Origin of the sequence: Paenibacillus xylanexedens (assembly GCF_017874615.1) — a bacterium.
GTDB lineage: Bacteria > Bacillota > Bacilli > Paenibacillales > Paenibacillaceae > Paenibacillus > Paenibacillus xylanexedens.
In genome coordinates, this window is sequence record NZ_JAGIKV010000001.1 from 325,617 (window position 1) to 344,369 (window position 18,753).

12 protein-coding genes are annotated in these 18,753 nt (G+C 46.8%); 5 read left to right on the plus strand and 7 right to left on the minus strand.

Annotated elements, in window-relative coordinates:
- Positions 1-475 precede the first annotated feature (475 nt).
- The 3 genes from J2Z28_RS01455 (at position 476) to J2Z28_RS01465 (ending at position 5,460) form a co-directional block, all read left to right on the plus strand.
- A complete protein-coding gene (locus tag J2Z28_RS01455) occupies positions 476-2,398 on the plus strand; it encodes a carbohydrate-binding protein (RefSeq protein WP_211080889.1) in 1,923 nt (640 codons plus the stop codon).
- A 33-nt stretch (positions 2,399-2,431) separates the two neighbouring features.
- A complete protein-coding gene (locus tag J2Z28_RS01460; RefSeq protein WP_211080890.1) occupies positions 2,432-4,495 on the plus strand; it encodes a beta-xylosidase family glycoside hydrolase in 2,064 nt (687 codons plus the stop codon).
- A 245-nt stretch (positions 4,496-4,740) separates the two neighbouring features.
- Positions 4,741-5,460, plus strand: a complete 720-nt coding sequence (locus J2Z28_RS01465) for an SDR family oxidoreductase (RefSeq protein ID WP_211080891.1) — start codon at positions 4,741-4,743, stop codon at positions 5,458-5,460.
- Positions 5,461-5,539: 79 nt separating this feature from the next.
- On the opposite strand, the gene J2Z28_RS01470 is transcribed toward J2Z28_RS01465, so the two are convergent.
- Positions 5,540-6,568: a leucine-rich repeat domain-containing protein gene (locus tag J2Z28_RS01470; RefSeq protein WP_211080892.1), complete on the minus strand. Its 1,029-nt coding sequence runs from the start codon at positions 6,566-6,568 to the stop codon at positions 5,540-5,542.
- 256 nt (positions 6,569-6,824) lie between these two features.
- On the opposite strand from J2Z28_RS01470, the gene J2Z28_RS01475 reads away from it, so the two are divergent.
- Together J2Z28_RS01475 and J2Z28_RS01480 are read left to right on the plus strand one after the other, a co-directional pair.
- On the plus strand, positions 6,825-8,900 hold the full coding sequence (locus tag J2Z28_RS01475) for a methyl-accepting chemotaxis protein (RefSeq protein WP_211080893.1): 2,076 nt from the start codon (positions 6,825-6,827) through the stop codon (positions 8,898-8,900).
- A 94-nt stretch (positions 8,901-8,994) separates the two neighbouring features.
- Positions 8,995-10,167, plus strand: a complete 1,173-nt coding sequence (locus J2Z28_RS01480; RefSeq protein WP_211080894.1) for an aminotransferase class I/II-fold pyridoxal phosphate-dependent enzyme — start codon at positions 8,995-8,997, stop codon at positions 10,165-10,167.
- Positions 10,168-10,454: 287 nt separating this feature from the next.
- On the opposite strand, the gene J2Z28_RS01485 is transcribed toward J2Z28_RS01480, so the two are convergent.
- The 6 genes from J2Z28_RS01485 to J2Z28_RS01510 all read right to left on the minus strand — a co-directional run bounded on the left by J2Z28_RS01485 (position 10,455) and on the right by J2Z28_RS01510 (position 18,748).
- Entirely contained in the window at positions 10,455-12,503 is a 2,049-nt protein-coding gene (locus J2Z28_RS01485) for an iron ABC transporter permease (protein WP_211080895.1), read from the minus strand.
- Positions 12,500-13,501, minus strand: coding sequence for an ABC transporter substrate-binding protein (locus tag J2Z28_RS01490; protein WP_211080896.1), 1,002 nt, complete (start codon positions 13,499-13,501; stop codon positions 12,500-12,502). Before J2Z28_RS01490 ends, J2Z28_RS01485 begins: the two co-directional genes overlap by 4 nt.
- A gap of 182 nt (positions 13,502-13,683) precedes the next feature.
- Positions 13,684-14,226: a CueP family metal-binding protein gene (locus tag J2Z28_RS01495; RefSeq protein ID WP_211080897.1), complete on the minus strand. Its 543-nt coding sequence runs from the start codon at positions 14,224-14,226 to the stop codon at positions 13,684-13,686.
- A 745-nt stretch (positions 14,227-14,971) separates the two neighbouring features.
- Positions 14,972-16,003 carry an NAD(P)/FAD-dependent oxidoreductase gene (locus J2Z28_RS01500; RefSeq protein ID WP_211080898.1) on the minus strand — a complete coding sequence of 344 codons (1,032 nt, stop codon included), beginning with the start codon at positions 16,001-16,003 and terminating at the stop codon, positions 14,972-14,974.
- Entirely contained in the window at positions 16,004-17,020 is a 1,017-nt protein-coding gene (locus J2Z28_RS01505) for an ABC transporter substrate-binding protein (RefSeq protein WP_211080899.1), read from the minus strand. It abuts the gene before it with no gap.
- A gap of 102 nt (positions 17,021-17,122) precedes the next feature.
- A complete protein-coding gene (locus tag J2Z28_RS01510; RefSeq protein WP_211080900.1) occupies positions 17,123-18,748 on the minus strand; it encodes a helix-turn-helix domain-containing protein in 1,626 nt (541 codons plus the stop codon).
- Positions 18,749-18,753 lie beyond the last annotated feature (5 nt).

Genomic DNA, 18,753 nt, shown 5'->3' on the forward strand with positions numbered 1-18,753 from the left:
TAATAATAAACTTCTTCATCTTCTACTAAAAAATAGAAAAAGATTGTATTATCTTAAAATTGTGATATGATATCGTCAAGATAATAAACATTTAAAAGAAAATATGAAAAATAATTACATTTAAATGTGACCAATCCTCTTTCTTCGCCAAATTTCAGTGTTCTAACACATTTTATTGAAAGCGATTACAAAAAGAAACCTGACAGATTATAGCTTTTCTAATCGTACACACAGATGCAGGCTTACTTCGGGTTATAGCCACTCCCCTTGCTGCCGTGACCACGTACCCGGTGCACAGGTCGTCTGGCTTAAACCATATATGACAACACGAAGACTTAACCTAACAGCCAACCTAACCATTATTTCAAGAAGGGGGTGACATGAGGGAAATCTCTTCGTTTTTTCGGCATTTCATCATCACTGCTATTCTGAATTTCAGCTCACCAACTAATCCAATCTCATGGAGGCGAAACGTATGATTCGTAAACCGCTAGTTTTGTTGTTGTCTTGTCTGCTAATCTTTGTCACCCTGCCCGTTGAATCGAGCCATGCAGCCAATGCAGCCGTTGCCAAACTTCCTGGAAATTCCAATCCCCTCATCGATCATAAACTGGGAGCCGACCCTTATGTGCTCGTCCATAACAATCGGGTCTATGTCTACATGACAGGTGATGCATATCTGTATAACAGTGACGGCTCTGTCAAAGAGAACCAGTACAGCACGATCGGGAAAATTAACGTCATCTCTTCAGCTGACATGGTGAACTGGACAGACCATGGCTCCATCCCGGTAGCAGGTGCGAATAATGCCAATAATGGACAAGGAATTGCCAAATGGGCTACCCAGTCCTGGGCTCCTGCCATGGCGAAGAAAACCATTGCTGGCAAAGAAAAGTTCTTCCTGTATTTTGCCAACTCAGGTGGAGGTATTGGCGTGCTCACGGCGGATTCCCCCATTGGACCGTGGTCCGACCCGCTCGGACGTGCCCTCCTGACACACGGAACACCGGGTATGTCCGGTGTAACTTGGCTCTTTGATCCGGCTGTACTTGTCGATGATGATGGCTCTGCTTATTTGTATGCTGGCGGCGGCATTCCGAACGATACCAACGCTGCTTCCATTGCCAATCCCAAAACAGCTCGGGTCATTCGTCTCGGTGCCGACATGACCAGTGTGGTGGGCAGTGCTGTGACTATTGATTCTCCTTATATGTTCGAAGATTCTGGCATCCACAAGTATAACGGCAAATATTATTACTCCTACTGTATCAACTTCGCGGGAACACATCCCACTGCATATCCAAAAGGTGAGATCGGATACATGGTCAGCGACAGCCCGATGGGACCTTTCACGTATAAAGGACACTTCCTGAAAAATCCCGGCACGTTCTTCGGCGTAGGCGGCAATAACCACCATGCCGTGTTTCAGTTCAACAACGCATGGTATGTGGCGTACCATGCACAAACGGTGAGTAAGGCATTCCTCGGTGATGGCAAAGGGTACCGTTCCACACATATCAATAAGCTGACCCACAACGCGGATGGCTCCATCCAGGAAGTGCAGGGTAACATGACTGGTGTATCCCAAACGTCCAACCTCAACCCGTATGTCCGGGTGGAAGCGGAAACCATTGGCTGGCAAGCAGGAATTAACACTGAACCAAGTCAAGCGAGCGGTGGACCTGTAGCCAATCAGAATGTCACTAATATTCATAACGGGGATTGGATCGCGGTCGGCAATGTTGATTTTGGCTCAGCTGGAGCCTCCAAATTCAAGGCCAATGTCGCTTCTACCGGAAATGGCAACATCGAGGTTCGACTGGACAGTCCGACAGGCCCACTAGTTGGAACACTTAACGTAAGTTCAACTGGCGGTTCGCAAACTTGGCGCGAGATGGAGACCAATGTTACCAACGCTACAGGGGTACATCGTTTGTATCTGGTGTTTACAGGCTCGGGAAATGGAAATCTGTTCAAACTGGACTACTGGCAGTTCACATCCGGTTCGGGCGGTAACCCCAATCCTAACCCGTCCGTTACTCGAATCGAAACGGAAAACATGACGCTTGGCGGTCAATACGCTGGCGTAGTCAGTTCCCCTTTTAATGGAGTCGCTCTTTACGGGAACAATGATTATGCAGCCTACAATCAATATTATGCTTTCCCGACCCATAATTTTTCTGTCCGCGGTGCTTCCAACAACAATAATACTGCACGTGTCGATCTTGTCATCGGGGGTGTAACTGCAGGTTCATTCTACTTTACCGGAACACAACCGACCGTACAGACCCTCTCGAACATCACACATGCTACAGGCGATCAGGAAGTTAAACTAGTCGTAACAACGGATAATAGCACATGGGATGCCTATATTGATTACCTTGAACATTCGCAATAATTCTAGAGACATGATCGTTCGGGAGGATAGAATATGTGGAAAAAAATGAGTACTCTTCTACTCGCTCTTCCTTTGCTTATAGCATCACTCCCTCTGACAAGTCCATCTGTTTCCGCAGCAACGTTCAGCAATCCGGTAATTTACGCGGATGTTCCTGACAGTGATGTCATTCGGGTGGGCAATGCATTTTATATGACAAGCACAACGATGCACATGAATCCGGGAGTACCCGTCATGAAGTCTTATGATCTGGTCAACTGGAGCATCGTAAACTATGTATACGATACGCTTGGAAACGGGGATATACAGAATCTGAACAATGGACAAAACGAGTATGGGCGTGGTTCCTGGGCGAGCAGCTTGCGGTACAACAACGGTATATATTATGTGGCCTTTGGCTCGCTTTCTACGGGCAAGACGTATATTTACCAAACCAGCAATATTGAAACAGGGCCATGGACACCTTACACATTGAACAGTTATTACCATGACCCCTCCCTTTTGTTTGACGGGAATCGAACCTTTCTTGTTCATGGCAGTGATAACATCAGTATTGTTGAGCTGACACCTGATGCCAAGGCCGTCAAGTCCGGCGGGCTCAATCAGGTCCTGATTCCAAACGCGAGTAGTGTTGCCGGCTCCAACATGATTGTAAAGGCAGAAGGAGCACACATTCAGAAGATCAATGGTATGTACTATGTATTCCTGATTGCCTGGCCTTCGGGTGATGGTCGCATTCAGCTTGCCTATCGTGCAAACACATTGACAGGTCCATACACAGGTAAAGTTGTACTCAGAGACTCGGGAATCGCCCAAGGAGGCATCGTGGATACCGCATCCGGCGCTTGGTACGGCTTGCTGTTTCGTGATAGCGGGGCCATTGGACGCATCCCCTATCTCGTTCCAGTCACGTGGTCGGATAACTGGCCTGTGTTTGGGGTGAACGGCAAGGTTCCCCTTAACATGAATATGCCCGTTGAAGGTCAGCCTGCCGCCAAAATCTACGGGTCCGATGAGTTCAACGCATCCACATCAGGCATACCCTCAGTAACGCAACTGTTAGTGAACGGCGGCTTTGAGGAAAGCAGCATTCAGCCGTGGACCAGCAACAATACGGCAAACATCACCGTAACAAATGCCGAAGCATTCAGCGGTACAAAAAGCCTGCTCGTCAGCGGCAGACAGCAGACAGCAGGCGGAGCCAAACAGATGGTTACAGGAAAGCTGGTACCGGGAGGAACATACTCTTTTTCGGCAAAGATCAAATACACTACTGGTCCTGCAACCAAAACGTTCAATCTTAGCATCCAGAACGGTGCAAGTTATACCGGAATTACCATTATGGGCAGTGCGACGTTAACCCGTGGACAGTGGGGTACCATTCAAGGTACGTATACCGTTCCGTCGAATGCAGACCTGTCCCAAAGCTTCATTTTTGTGGAAACACCGTATAACTCGAATCCGGACCCGACCAATGATTTGATGGCGTTTTATGTGGATGACCTCTCCCTGACAAGCAATTCATCTTCTGGTACATCCAGTCTCGCTACTTTCTGGCAGTGGAATCATAACCCTGATGCTGCCAACTGGTCCCTGCTCCAGCGGCCCGGTTTCATGCGGTTAACCGCAGGCAAAATCAGCAAAAACCTGTTAGAAGCCCGCAACACGCTGACACAACGAACCTTTGGTCCAAAAAGCACAGGGATGACCGCTTTGGATACAGCCGGCATGAAGGATGGTGATTATGCTGGACTCGCTGCTTTTCAGGCCAAATATGGTTTTGTCGGCGTTAAAATGACAGGCAGCAACAAATCCATTATTATGACTAATGCCAGTTCCGGCACCATGACTGAAGTAGCAACTGTGCCATTAAACCAGAACAGAATCTATCTCCGCGTCATCTGTGATTTTACGAACCAGACCGACAAAGCCTACTTTGCTTATAGCCTGAATGGTAGCAACTGGACAAACATTGGCAATACACTTCAAATGTCTTACACCCTGCCACACTTTATGGGATACCGGTTTGCACTATTCAATTATGCAACGAAGTCTACCGGAGGATATGCAGATTTCGATTATTTCCGCGTAGAATAAATGTAGTTTTATTCGGTTATTAATTTTTCACTTATTGATCAGGACCTGGACTTCACCATGTGTGGAGCCAGGTCTTTTTCAGTACATTTTTTATGAAGAGCTTCACCTTTCAACTTCAAAAATCCCGAATCTTGATAAGGATGAAGCATACCTCATGTAAACTTCATGTTCCATATATCACCTCTATAGTAAGATATAGATTAATGTAAATATTATTAAATTTTAATTGATAAGGAGGGCTTTATTTGAAAAATATAATTGTCTTTGGTGCAAGCAAGGGATTAGGCGATGCATTTGTCAGAGGCGTGCCACAATCCGGTGATAAGGTCTGGGGGGTCTCCCGCAGCAAGCCGGAAAGTCTGTCCGTGGAGGATGGCGTCGAGCGAATATGGATTCAGGCTGATCTTTCCGAGCTTCAGGCCGCAGAGCAAGTTGCCAGCCAACTTCAAGGCGAGACGTTGGATGTGCTTATTTATAACGTGGGGATCTGGGAAAAGGAAGGATTTGAAGAGCACTACACGTTTGATAAGGATGAACCCGCAGATATCAGTCAGCTGATCCATGTGAATGTGACTTCTACAATTGTATGTATACAGGCTTTACTGCCTCAGCTCCGCCTGTCTGAAGCAGGGAAGATTATCCTGATCGGTTCAACAGCCGGTTTGAGCAATGCAGGCAGCAGCCAGGTTTCTTTTGTCGCCTCCAAATTTGCCATACGGGGTATTACGGAAGCTCTAAGAGAACATACGAGGAATGACCGCATCGCGGTGACATGCATCAACCCGGGAGAACTGGCGGCAGAAATTCCGTATGAAGACGGGATGGAACGTGCACTGGCCGAGTATGATGGGACCCGCATTCCCCTGCAGGATATGGTCGCCATCGTTCGATGTATCATCAGCTTGTCCAAAGCGGCCTGCGTAAAAGAGATCAACATGCCTGCATTAACGGATACGAACACCTAGATAGCAATGACATCTACACGCCTCAATCGGTCCGTTCACCGGAGTGCGCTCTGTATACACACGCTGGACAGAAGCCCGTTTAAATTAATACATGCGACAAGTGTGTAATACCTATGGAATTCAGGCGTTCATGCTCAGGGATATTTTCATATAACAAATGGGATTTTCCAGCCTTGGCCAGGTGATCACGCATAGCTGCAATTCGTCCTTTGTTAACATCAATAAAACGAAAATCGATTTGACGCAAGTGCTCCATCCCGGTCAGTCCAGCAAACGAATCCGCCTTGAGCGCCGTATTCATCTCTTTCAGTTCAATAGACTCCAAAGCACGGGCTGTCCATAGATGTGTGGTATCCCGTAACGATTTCATATAGTCCAGTTCGAGCTGTCTGAGAGAGGTCATATGGGAAAAGTCGCATAAATGCTCCAGCTTGGGCAAGGATAGATGCAGATATTCCAGCCCGCGCATCTGTTCGAGTCCCTGAATACTCGTCAGTTTGCGAACAGAGCTGAGCTTCAACATCGAGATGGTTGACTGTGTCAATACATCCCGTCCCCCTTTTAACTCACAGTGATCCAGGGACAGATACTGAAGCATAGGCAGTTCCGCCAACACATCAGCACTTTCGACCGTGCAGTTCAGAATGAGCGTATGCAGTTGGAGGCATGCCGCAATGGAAGCAAATCCGTTGAATTTGCCACGCAGTTCAAGAAAGGTCAATCGTTTGTAGTGTTTAATAAAATCGAGCACGGTCGCCTTTGCAGGTGAATTCAATCTTAGAAACTGCAGTTGCTCCATCGCACCCAGAATCGTCAAATCCTGTGCCTGCGAAAGATCAAGCTGCAAGGCAGACACATGTTTCAACTGTGCCAGTCGCCCCAAAAATCCGGATGAATATACCCCTTTAGGGTCCTTATGTGATATGTGTAGGATCAGATCCGGCCGGGCAAAGAACACTTTGGCATCGAGCTCGGCAAGGTCCTCGTATGTATCCGCGTCAACACGAAAATGAACCGTTGCTCTGCGGCGCAACAGATGCACCGCCTGGTGCATCTTTTCGGCATTCCATGGAACCCCCTGTATTGAAGCATGCCATAACTCACTCACAGATAATCCCCCTTTTCCATCCATAGTTCCAATTCATTCCATTATAAACAAGATCGTCTGGATGAACCACTACCGATCCCCGTTTTTCATTCCTTTCTTCTTTTTCATCCCTCCCCTTTCATCCTTCTCATACTCATGTCTTTCCTTCCCGTTGCTTTCGGGATTATTCGACAGAAATCTACATAAAACTATAAATTAAGCCGACATATAACTTAGGCGTTTTGAGCTTTTTATTAATCATCTGGGGAGATGGAATATGTCGAACATGTTGAACAAGTGGGGGAAAACGGGAGCACGGACATCCAGTATGGCAAATACGTTGTCCATTGTGCTGCTGATCATTATCGTAGTTGTCTTTGCCGTGCTGGGAACATTTATGTTTGCAAGCACACGAAACATTCTGGTGAAACAGCAGGAATCCATGCTCCAGACCAAAACACAAGCCATTGTTAGTGAATTTGATGCACTATTCAAGGAAAAAGGTGCGCTGGTCAAGCAAATGTCCACTAATACATTATTTCAGCAATACATAGAAACAACAGCATCTGCTGCGGATGCGGCAAGTTCAACCTACGCTGCGCAAACACAGGCGACACTCGCCGCTATCGTTAAGGCAGAGCCTTCGTTTGCCGATGCCTGGGTCGCGGGCTTGGATGGAAAAGGCTTTTGGATTCAAAATGATGGTGTCGTATCTGCACCGGACTTTGATATCCAGTCACGTCCATACTACAAGCCGGTTACCGACGCAGACGGACTTTATTTCTCCGATCCGTACATTGATATTGCAGCAGGCGATGTACTCATGGGTATCTTTAATCCGATCAAAGACGAAAACAACACCACGATCGGCTTTGCCGCAGCGGATATTGCATTCAAGGATATTCCGGCGATTATGGAGAGTTATTCCCTTGGAAGCACGGGCTATTCCATGTTGCTGTCCAAGAGCGGGGAAATTCTGTACCATCCAGATCAAGAAAAGGTATTGAAGGAGAACATCCTGAACAGTACGGGGGACATGGGGGACATCGGCAAGAAAATGCTTGCGGGTGAAAACGGCGTACAACTTATGAACGACAATGGGGAACGTCGATATATCGGCTACGCTACCAGCAAAGATACGGGATGGTCCGTTGGTCTGACCATATCCGAAGAAGAAGTTCTCTCGGAATTAAAAACATTCACGTGGATTACGCTTGGCGGTTTTGCTGCAGCCACCCTTCTGCTTGTGATTATCTGTTACATTACCCTTCGCCGTCTGTTACGCTCCATACCACAGCTGCTGGCCAAGATTAATCAGATTGAACAAGGTGACCTGACTGTCAAACTGGATATCAAATCTAATAATGAAATTGGACAGATCGCCACAGGTTTGAATTCCATGGTGCAGAAAATTCAGGGCATGCTGCAAATGGTCGGCAGCTCGGCGCAAATCCTGAACCAGTCGTCGAATGATCTGCAAGCCATCTCCTCACGAACGGCTGTGACCATGAATGACACATCAACAGCCATCAACGAGATTGCCAATGCAACGAATTATCAGTCCATCGAAACGGAAAATATTTTACGTAAAACAGGCTCGTTATCCAGCCAAATTGATGAAATTGCTACCGATGCGCAGGCTATGGGAACGGTCGTGCAGACATCTGCTGATCAAAGCAGCCAAGGACTTGCGGTCGTGGAACAATTATCGAGATGGTCCGAGGAAAACCATCAGTCCACCCAAGCAATGTCCTCTATTATTCAGGAGATTGACCTGAGTCGGAATGAAATATCCAGTTTTGTGGATACAGTCAAACAGATTGCCTCTCAAACGAACCTGCTCGCCCTGAATGCCTCCATTGAGGCTGCACGTGCTGGCGAACATGGAAGAGGATTTGCCGTCGTTGCCGAAGAGGTCCGCAAACTTGCAGAACAGACGGCTCAGGCAACAGAGGAAATCAACAAAAAGGTGAATGTTATTGAAGAGAAAACAACCCTGTCGGTTGAACATACCATGCGCGGTATGAAGATTGCGGAGGAGAATGCCAAATCTGTAGAAGATACCAAACATGTATTCTTCAGTATTAACAAAGACCTGAAAGATCTGCAGCAACGTATGATGCAGATTACCACTAATACCGCCAATGTACACAAACACAAAGATGAGATATTCCAGGCACTGGAGATTATCTCCTCCACCACAGAGGAGAACTCGGCATCGACGGAAGAAGTAAGCGCCAGCACGCAGGATCAGCTGGATAGTATCGAACAGGTAGCGGATCTGTCGAAACAGTTGAACCAGCTATCTGGCAAACTGCAAGACGAACTAAGCCAGTTTAAAGTAAAGTCATGATCCGCAAGCGTTCCCTTGCTCTTCTCTTTTAGTCGCTGTCCATTTATTATTAATGAATATGCGTACGAAGAGGATTGGAGGCTGAATCATCATCATGAACTTTGCCAAACGAATGGATCATTTCAACGAAGGAATTTTCACCCGGTTGCTGGAGATCAAACGCCGCAGACTGGAGAACGGTCAGCCCGTTATTGATCTCAGTGTGGGTACGCCGAATATCCCACCTGCGCAGCATATTATAACTGCACTATGCGAGGCCGCTGCTGATCCGGCTAATTATATATATGCTGTGAATGATCAGAGTGAGTTGCTGCAAGCTACAAGCGATTGGTACAAGCAACGCTATCAGGTCGAGTTAGACCCGGCAACACAGATCTGTTCCTTGCTCGGTTCACAGGAAGGGCTGGCACATATATCCCTCTCCATTGTCGATGAAGGTGATCTGGTGCTCGTCCCTGACCCCTGCTATCCCGTCTTCGCGGATGGACCGTTACTGGCAGGTGCAGAACTGTATTATATGCCGCAAAAAGAAGAAAACGGGTATGTTATTCAGCTTCAGGATATACCGGAAGATATCGCTCATCGAGCGAAATTCATGCTGGTCTCCTATCCTAACAATCCAACAACTGCGATGGCACCAGATCAGTTCTATCTCGACCTGATTGCCTTTGCGAAGAAGTATGATATTATCGTGCTTCACGATAATGCGTACAGCGAGCTCGTATTTGACGGAAAGTCATGTGGAAGCTTCCTCGCATTCCCTGGCGCCATGGACGTCGGTGTGGAATTCAATTCCCTGTCAAAAACGTACGGACTGGCAGGAGCTAGAATCGGCTTCTGTGTGGGCAATACAACCATGGTCTCCATGCTGAAAAAGCTAAAATCCAATATGGATTACGGGATGTTTCTACCGATCCAAAAAGCAGCAATTGCCGCCATTACCGGTGATCAATCCGAGGTTGAACGGGTCAGAGCAATCTATGAACAGCGCAGAGACATCCTCTGTGAAGGCTTCAGCAGTCTGGGTTGGCCGATTGCCAAACCTGAGGCAACGATGTTCGTCTGGAGCCGGATTCCGGCGCACTACGACAGCTCGGAGCAATTTGCCATGGATCTGGTTACACATGCAGGAGTCATCGCAACGCCAGGCAGTGCCTTTGGTCCTTCAGGTAAAGGGTATGTGCGCTTCGCCCTCGTTCAGGACAATGAAATATTGCAACAAGCGGTACAATCAGTTGATGAAAGCGGGATTTTGAAATCCAGCTAACGAGAGCACGATTCGAATGTTCTCAATCAAAAATCCCTTCAAGGTCCACAGGGAGTAAGAGTTTCACGTTTGATAACGTGGTCTCTACTTCTTGTAGACGTGAGGGGATTTTGTCATTTGGTACGGGAGTAGACATTCATCGGGAGAGGTTATCTGTGGGTACCACGTCAGGTCCAATGATCCAATATCTATGCAACCGGGTTAAACAGGAACATAAGATCATGGCTGGAGGGCATACCGTGGCAGCGAAAAGCCTGCTCGGAGAGCAGGCTTTTGGTTTGAACTTTTTATACAGACTTGCGCCAGTTGGAACGATACATCAGATACAGGAAGTACGGCGTTCCGATGATCGCAATGAGTATGCCTGATGGAATCTCTGTCGGTGCCATGACGGTTCTGCCGATTGTATCGGCGAGCACCAGCATGACTGCACCCGCTAATGCGGATAGGAACATGGATCGTCTTAACTTATTCCCCGTCAGTAACCGAACCATATGTGGTGCAATCAGGCCGATAAAACCAACGGTTCCTACGCAAGCAACAGCACCTGCTGCAAGTAATACACCCACTGTCATGGCTAATAATCGTGTACGACGTACTCCGAGACCAAGCCCGGATGCACTATTGTCGTCAAATACCAGCAGTTCGAATCTGCGTGCCAGCCACCAAGCCACCGGTACCAGAATAACTAAAAATAATCCGATAACCTTCACCTGTTCCCAGGTACGAGCATAGGTGCTTCCTGTCAACCAGATATATCCGCTGCTACCGTATACCGCACCACGGACAATCAGAATCTGAATACCTGCTCCAGCAATGGCAGACATCGCGATCCCCAGCAACACAACCGCCGAAGGGTTCAGTCCTTTCTTCCAGGCGAGGGAGAACACCACCACTGCAGCAATGGCTGCACCGATGATTGCCGCAATTGGCAGCAAGTATATCGGAAGACCCGGCCATAAGATGATGACCATCATGGCTCCAAGCCCTGCACCTGAGGACACACCAACAATTGAAGCATCTGCCAGCGGGTTACGTACCGCCATCTGAATGAGCACACCGCTAATTGCCAGTGCAGCTCCTGCACCTGCGGCAACAAGAGTACGCGGAATCCGAAGCTGAATCAGCGCGGAGAACAGTCCATCCGATTGGAACAGACTTGGTAACCAATCGGCCAGGGGAATTCGCATACCACCAAACATCGTACTGAGCAAGATAAGCACGACCGTTATGACTGAGAATAATACAGCCATCGGGCCAAATGCAAAGCGACGCGCAGCTCCTCCTGTGCTCATTGAAGTTGACATGCCTGATCCGTTTGCAGCCTTCATGCGTGTAAGAACAAGCCAGATGAGCCACGGTGCACCAATGATCGCCATAACGGCACCCGTTGGTAGTTCCATGCTGGAGTTATGCACCATCTTGGCGAGGACATCTGCTCCAACCAGGAGCGCTGCGCCCCATATGAACACACCGGGTAAAAGTAATCGGTTAGAACGTACACCACTTAATCGAACCAGATGAGGTGCAACTAGTCCCACGAAGCCAATCGGTCCAATTACACTGACAATCACAGCGGCCAGCAATACAGCAAGAATTAACCCTACTGCACGAGCCAATGTAACCTTTTGTCCCAAGGAAGAAGCCGTTGATTCATCCAGCTCCAGCATATCCCACTGTCTGGACAGGATTAACGCGAGAAGGGTAATACCAACCACCCAAGGCAAAGCATAAAACACACCACTCCAGTCATTCTGGACAAGTGTTCCGGAGCCCCAAAGGAACAACCCTTGTGTCTCCATGGAGAAAAAAATATGTAATGCGCTTGTAAATGAACCAAGCACCATCGATACAATCATACCGGACAACGCAAGTCGAACCGGGCTTGATGTTCGTCCGCCGCCCATGAAATAAGCCGCAAATGCTGCCAGCAAACCACCTAGGGCTGCGAAAAGAAAAGGCGACTGACTTAATAGACCCGGAAAAGCGATAGCTCCCAGAACCACCACAAAGTATGCTCCTGCATTAATGCCCAATGTATCTGAAGCAGCCAATGGATTACGAGTAATCGTTTGCAGCAAAGCGCCCGCAACAGCCAGTGCACCACCCGAAAGAATACCGATCACTGTACGCGGCATGCGCAAGTCCCAGACCATATTGTGCTCTAATGAATCCTGTCTGCCTGTAAGTGCATCCCACACGACATGCAAAGGAATGGATGCCTCTCCATAACACAGACTTACAAAAAAAAGCACGATGAGAGCGGTTAGACCGCCCCCATATATGCTTATTGTGCGCCAATTCATAGCTGGCTTAGATCCTTGAACCGAACTCATTTGGTAATCGCCTCGACTACCCCATCAACCAATACTTTGGAGGAGATCGGTCCACCAAATGTCCATGTTGTGCTATCCAGTTGATAGGTGCGTTTGTCCTTCACGAAGTTCAGTCCATTCCATACCGAGTTATCCTTCATAGCTGTGCCAAAGACATCATCGTCTGGTTGGGTGATGTAAATGAAGTTACTGTCCTTTACAGCGGTCAACGACTCAATTCCTACTGTCGAGAAGCCGTAGTTTTCCAATTTATCCGGCTGCCAATCGTTCACCAGTCCGATTTTGTCCAATGTACCAATCACAACCGAGTTATCGGTAAACATGCGCAGGCTGACTGCATTTTGATATGTGAACGCTTGTGTCAGTGCAAATTTGAAGTTTTCTTTACCCGCAGCAGCCAGTTTTTCTTTGGCTTCTACATAGTGCTGATCGAGATTACTCAGAACTTCTTTTGCTTTGTCTTCTTTACCGAGAGCTGTTGCAATTGAGTTGAGAATTTCTGTCATTTTATCATAGTTATAACCGTCTCCATCGTACGGATCGAATTCGATTGTTGGTGCAATTGCATTCAGCTGATCGTAGACCGCCGTATTATTATCTGCATTAGCAATGATGAGATCTGGCTTCAATGCAGCAATAGCTTCCAGATTTGGTTCACTGCGTGTTCCGATATCCGTTACACTGTCATCCAGTGCTGCTTCGGATGTTACCCACACTTTATAGTTAGCGTTATCTGCATTACCTACTGGTTGAACACCCAGGGCAATAACATCTTCCGTATATGTCCATTCAAGTGTAACGACACGTTCTGCTGGCTTGTCCAGCTTAAGCTCTCCACGTTTATGCTTCACGGTAACAGGACCTGCTGTCTCTTCAGCCGGAGCACTACCCGAGTCACTACCTTGACTTGTATCTGTTGTAGTCGTGGTTTTACCACAACCCGCCAAAACCAGCACAAAGGCCAGCATAATCAACAGTCCATTCAACCCTTTTTTCATATCTCTTTTCTCCCCTGTTAATATGTATTTATATGATAACAATTATCATTATCACTATTGGATTATGCCGTAGGAATGAATTTTTGTCAATGGAAAGTACCTTATTCCCATTCTTTTATCAAATAAAAAAGGAAAGGATAGCTCAATGGCCATCCTTCCCTTCCATCGCTTCTCTGTTTGCATTAACTCAACTGCATCGTAGTGATGCATGTATTATCATTTTCGTATGTAGACAATTGCGTTTCTGCAACCTTTCCATCTCGAACAATACGAATGAGATAGGTTCTGTCTCTTGGCACCCAAAAATCCAAAAATCCGTTTGCACCAGACTTAATCACTTCATCTTTCATAAAAGTGTTGCCTTGAGAATCATGAATGGTAACGCTGAATTCCTTATTACTCATTTCCCCCTGACAACCGGTCAAGCTATGAATTGCACAGGGATGGGTCTGGTCCACATAGGGTGCAATGGAAAGGAAAAATTCGTTCTCAGGCAAATCGTATGTAGTGGTCTCTTCATCTTGATCGGTGACGATTAACTGTTTGGCAGTGATGGAAGCAGATTCCGGTGTCTCTTTTCCTGTGCTGATATCTTCCACCAATTTTCGGATGTTGGGTGCACTGGCTGTACCCGCCTCATCCTTGCCCGTATTGTTTGCAAACAGATAGGTTCCGATTACAATTACAACTGCAACACTTGCAATGATCCACATTTGTTTCTTCATTTGGAGTCCATCTCCTCGTCCGTTTTCATTAAGTATAATAGAGAATAAACTATGATGGACTTAAACATCGATAAATTCACCAGATATTCACATATATGGTTGGTTCATTTCGGGATATGCATATATGTATGATATCTGGTCGATAAGTCTTACAGTTCATTGCGTGAGCGACAATTAATATGCCATAATCCGGCAGTGATCTGTCTCGATGGACTTCTGCCATGGTTTGCCTGAAGCTTGATCAAGCCCATGTCTTGGACCATTATCGCGTGATTCAGGGTCGTCCTCACGACTCCCGGTTGGATCATAACATGGAGCGAGCACTAACGAATCTGAGCCGTCTTATTCAACGATTTGAAGCGTCTGCAGAAATCTAAGGAACCTTAGACACTCTATTTCGGATTATAAAGCCGTTTTCAATGTTTTTATCAGGGGATTCTGTTCGATAACGTGTCTGATGTTCCTTAGAATTTAAAAAGAGGACCTGAAGGCCAAATAAGATGTCCTGAGTTCCTTAGAAAATCCTCTTTCCATTCGCCAAGATCGGTCTGGTGATTCAAGACTCCTTATCCATCTCGGCGTATCCTTATTGATAATAGTGACTTGTTCAAACCAAATAAAACAGCGCAACCTCGTTCTGATGGGCGCTGTTTGTGTAAACTTTTTTTGAGGCCCGACACAAGTTCGAGGAGATCTCGAAATTGTGTCGGGCTCTTCAGATTGCCTTCCATTCACGCAAACCTATCTACGTATTGGAGAGAGCTTTGTTTTTTTCATAAAACCGGGCATTGTGAGAAGATACCCCTGCCATATCGGAAGCAGCAGGTTCCAAATAGGTCTTGGCACTGTTGACTGCGAGCACCGCATCGTTAAAAGCACCTGCGATCAGCCTGACTTTGCTTCCATAAGTAATGAAATCACCTGCTCCGAATATGCCTGGAATGTTGGTACGCATGCGCTGATCAACGGATACGCCGTAATCTTCCCGCGCCAGTCCCCATTGCACGAGGTTACCGAAATCGCGATCATACCCATGGCTTACAACAACTTCATCCACTTCAACAAGTGTGATCTCACCAGTTTCTACATGGGCTAGCTCAACACGATCGATTTTGTCACCTGTACCGTATAAGCGTGAGATGCTAAATGGCGTCATGACGCTCGCTTGAGCTTTCATCTGAGCAACTGGCGACTCGTGTCCGGTAAATTCATGACGTCTGTGTGATACCGTGACTTCACTTGCTATCTTGACCATTTCATTCGCCCAGTCGACTGCGGAATCGCCGCCACCCGAGATCAGAACACGCTTCCCGGCAAATCGGGACAGGTCGGTTATCGTATAGTGCAGATTTGTCAGCTCATACCGATTGGCACCTTCGATATCCAGCTTTTGCACCTGAGTCATGCCTCTGCCCGCACATAACAGGATGGTACGTGTGTAATGACGCTCGCCTGTTTTGGAAATGAGTACAAATATATCATCCTCACGTCGTTCAAGCTCGGCTATTTCCTGCCCAAACACAATCGTTGGATCGAACGTTCTCGCTTGTCTCTCCAGTGATTCAATCAGCATCTCACAGCGAATCGGATCAATTCCGCCTACATCCCAGATCAGCTTCTCCGGGTACGTACGCATGAATCCACCCAGTTCCTGTTTGGCTTCAATGATTTTGGTACGCATGGCTCTCATGCCACTATAAAAGGAGGCGTACATTCCAGCAGGCCCACCACCTATAATCGTAATATCGTAGATATCCAATTGTGTCTCCGTTGTCATTTAAGGCACCAACTTTTCAACAACATAGTCCATCAATTTTACAGAGCCAATCGGACCTACACCGGATACGAATTGGCTTGTCTTCAACGGGAAGACATGATCATTCTTCACAGCCTCCAGATTTGACCACACCTGGCTTGCTTTCAGATCTTCCATAGATTTCTTCGTGTCATAACCTACGAGGGTTCTGTCTTCCAGGAAAATATAATCCGGATTCATCTCAGGCAAAAATTCCAGTGAGAACTGGCTAAACCAATCTGTAGAGTCTTTGATCGCTTCAGGACTATTCAGACCCAGGATATCATAGAAGAAAACACTGCTGCTTCCTCCTTTGGGACCCATGAAACGGTAACGATTGTGCTCTACCCGGAGAACCAATACGGTCTTGTCTCCCAGGGCTGTCGCAATTTTCTCTTTCGCTTGTGAGGCTTTCTCGTCGAATTCAGCCAGTACTTTGGCAGATTCTTCGGTCTTGTCAAATATGGCAGCCAGCTTTGGCATAGCACGTTTCATTTCACTGTTGGCATCCAGTGCCACTGTAGGAGCGATTTTGGACAATTCATCATATACGCCCTGTTCCATACCTTCGCCGGCTGTAAGGATCATATCCGGTGACAGCGCAAGCAACTGCTCATAATTATATTGATATTGCTCGACTTCAATGATCTGGACTCCATGTTCTTTCAAATAATCAGGGCGGTATTCCGCTTCAACCTCTGGAGTTAACAAAACGATTTGGGGTGTAACACCCATTTCAATCAGATACTCGGCATAGATCGAATCAAACACAACCAGATTTTGAGGATGAGTTGGAATCGTTACTTCTCCAAACTGATCCTTCACCACTTTAGTCCCACTTTCAGTCACTGTTTCTTCTGCAGTACTCGCTGCTCCTTCAGTTGGAGCACCTGCTGTTCCAGCTGTAGCGTTCTCTTCCTTGGTTCCACCGGAACATGCCGCCAGCATTACACTAATCACCAACAGCATGATACCAAACCCTTTAAATCTTCGTGACATGATATACTTCGCCCCTTATGTATATTGATAATGATAATTATTATCAAATAGTATCAAATAAGAAGTGTTGCTTCCATAGCATATCGTGCGTATTCCGTTGGATTATTGTGCTCTCTCATGAAGAGGTTCCGTAAGATGGCGAATGATCTGATTTAGAATCAGAGTGTGACCCGTAATTCCGTGACCGTCTACCCACAGGTGAGTATCTACGTAAAATACCCGATTATTTTTCACAGCCTTCAGCTCGTTCCATTGCGTGCTCTCCCATAGTTTCCTCATATTCTCTTCAGCGCTGAAGTGCTGCATGATCCGCTTCTCAACAAAGAGGTAATCGGGATTGGCCTGTGTGAGCAGTTCAAGCGAACAAGGGTTAAACCAGGCTGTACCTGAATCCAGTGCTTGCGGCAGTGCTAATCCAAGCTGTTCATATAACAAGTGTGATACCCCGTGTGAATGCCCACCCAGATATCGATAACCAAACGCTTCTACCCTCAGCAGCATGACAGTGGACGCGGATTGGATGATGGGTTGCAACTGTCGCTTAGCTACGCTGACTTCATGTTTCATCTGCTGATGCAGTCTATAAGCCTCTTCTTCTTTGAGAAACCAGACTGCCAATTGATCGAGCATTGGTTCTACATCTTGATGAAGTCCGGTAAGAATCGGTGCAATTGTGCGCAGCTCCCTTTTAACCTCTTCCGTCAATACGTTTCCTATCAACATCTCCGGTTGAACTTGTCGAACAAGTTCTATCTCCACCTCATACTGTGTAACCTCCAGCATCTGCACTCCATGCGCTATAAATTGTTCATGGTGATGTGGGGACAGCAGGATTGGGGTGACCACTACGGCATGGGGGATGACACCCAGATGAATCATAATTTCTGCACAGATTGGAGAAAGTGATACGATCTTTCGCTGCGTCATCGTCTGCCTATATATCTTAGGTGATACGCCAGTCAGTTGTTTGAAGCGTCGGCTAAAATAATGAGCATCTTCAAATCCAGACTTTTTGGCAATATCCTGTGAGGTTGCAGCGGTTAATATCAGTTCTTCCTGCGCGCGATAGATCCGGTAGTGGGCCAGATAATCCAGAGGTGGCTTACCATATCGCTCACTAAATTTGCGGGAATAATGCCATGGACTAATACCGGCAATCTGAGCTAACTGTGTACGTGTAATGACCTGATCATAATGCTGCTGCATGTAGTCAATGGATCGAATTATACCGTGTTCTGGCTTCAACTCGTCATCCGGCTGTTTCCGATATAGATTACTTAACAACTCATATAACAAATGCTGATGGCCAACCCTTTCTGCACTCTGATCCTGTGAATGCACTTCACTCCAATGCTGAATGATACTTGCCAGAGCTCCACCGGACAGTTGCACTTTCTGATACGCCTCTCCTGACGGTAACTGCCATTCGAACTTCTCAGCTTCCCGTCTATCATGCAGCACCGAATATGTATCGAACTGAACATGCCAGCCTGCCAGATCCAGGTTGCCACCTTCAATGACCTCCATTACGGAGTTCTCTTCAAGCGCAATTAATTCTCCATAGGAAACGTGAACTCGGTGTCCATTTATATCCCAGATCGCTTTTCCATCAATAATAAATATCAAGGTGTGACTGAAAAAGTGGTGCATTTCGCCTCTAGTTATCCATGCACTGGTTAATGCCTTCGTCGACTTCCACTGAGCGATCCATTCCATGTTGTCAGTCATATCGT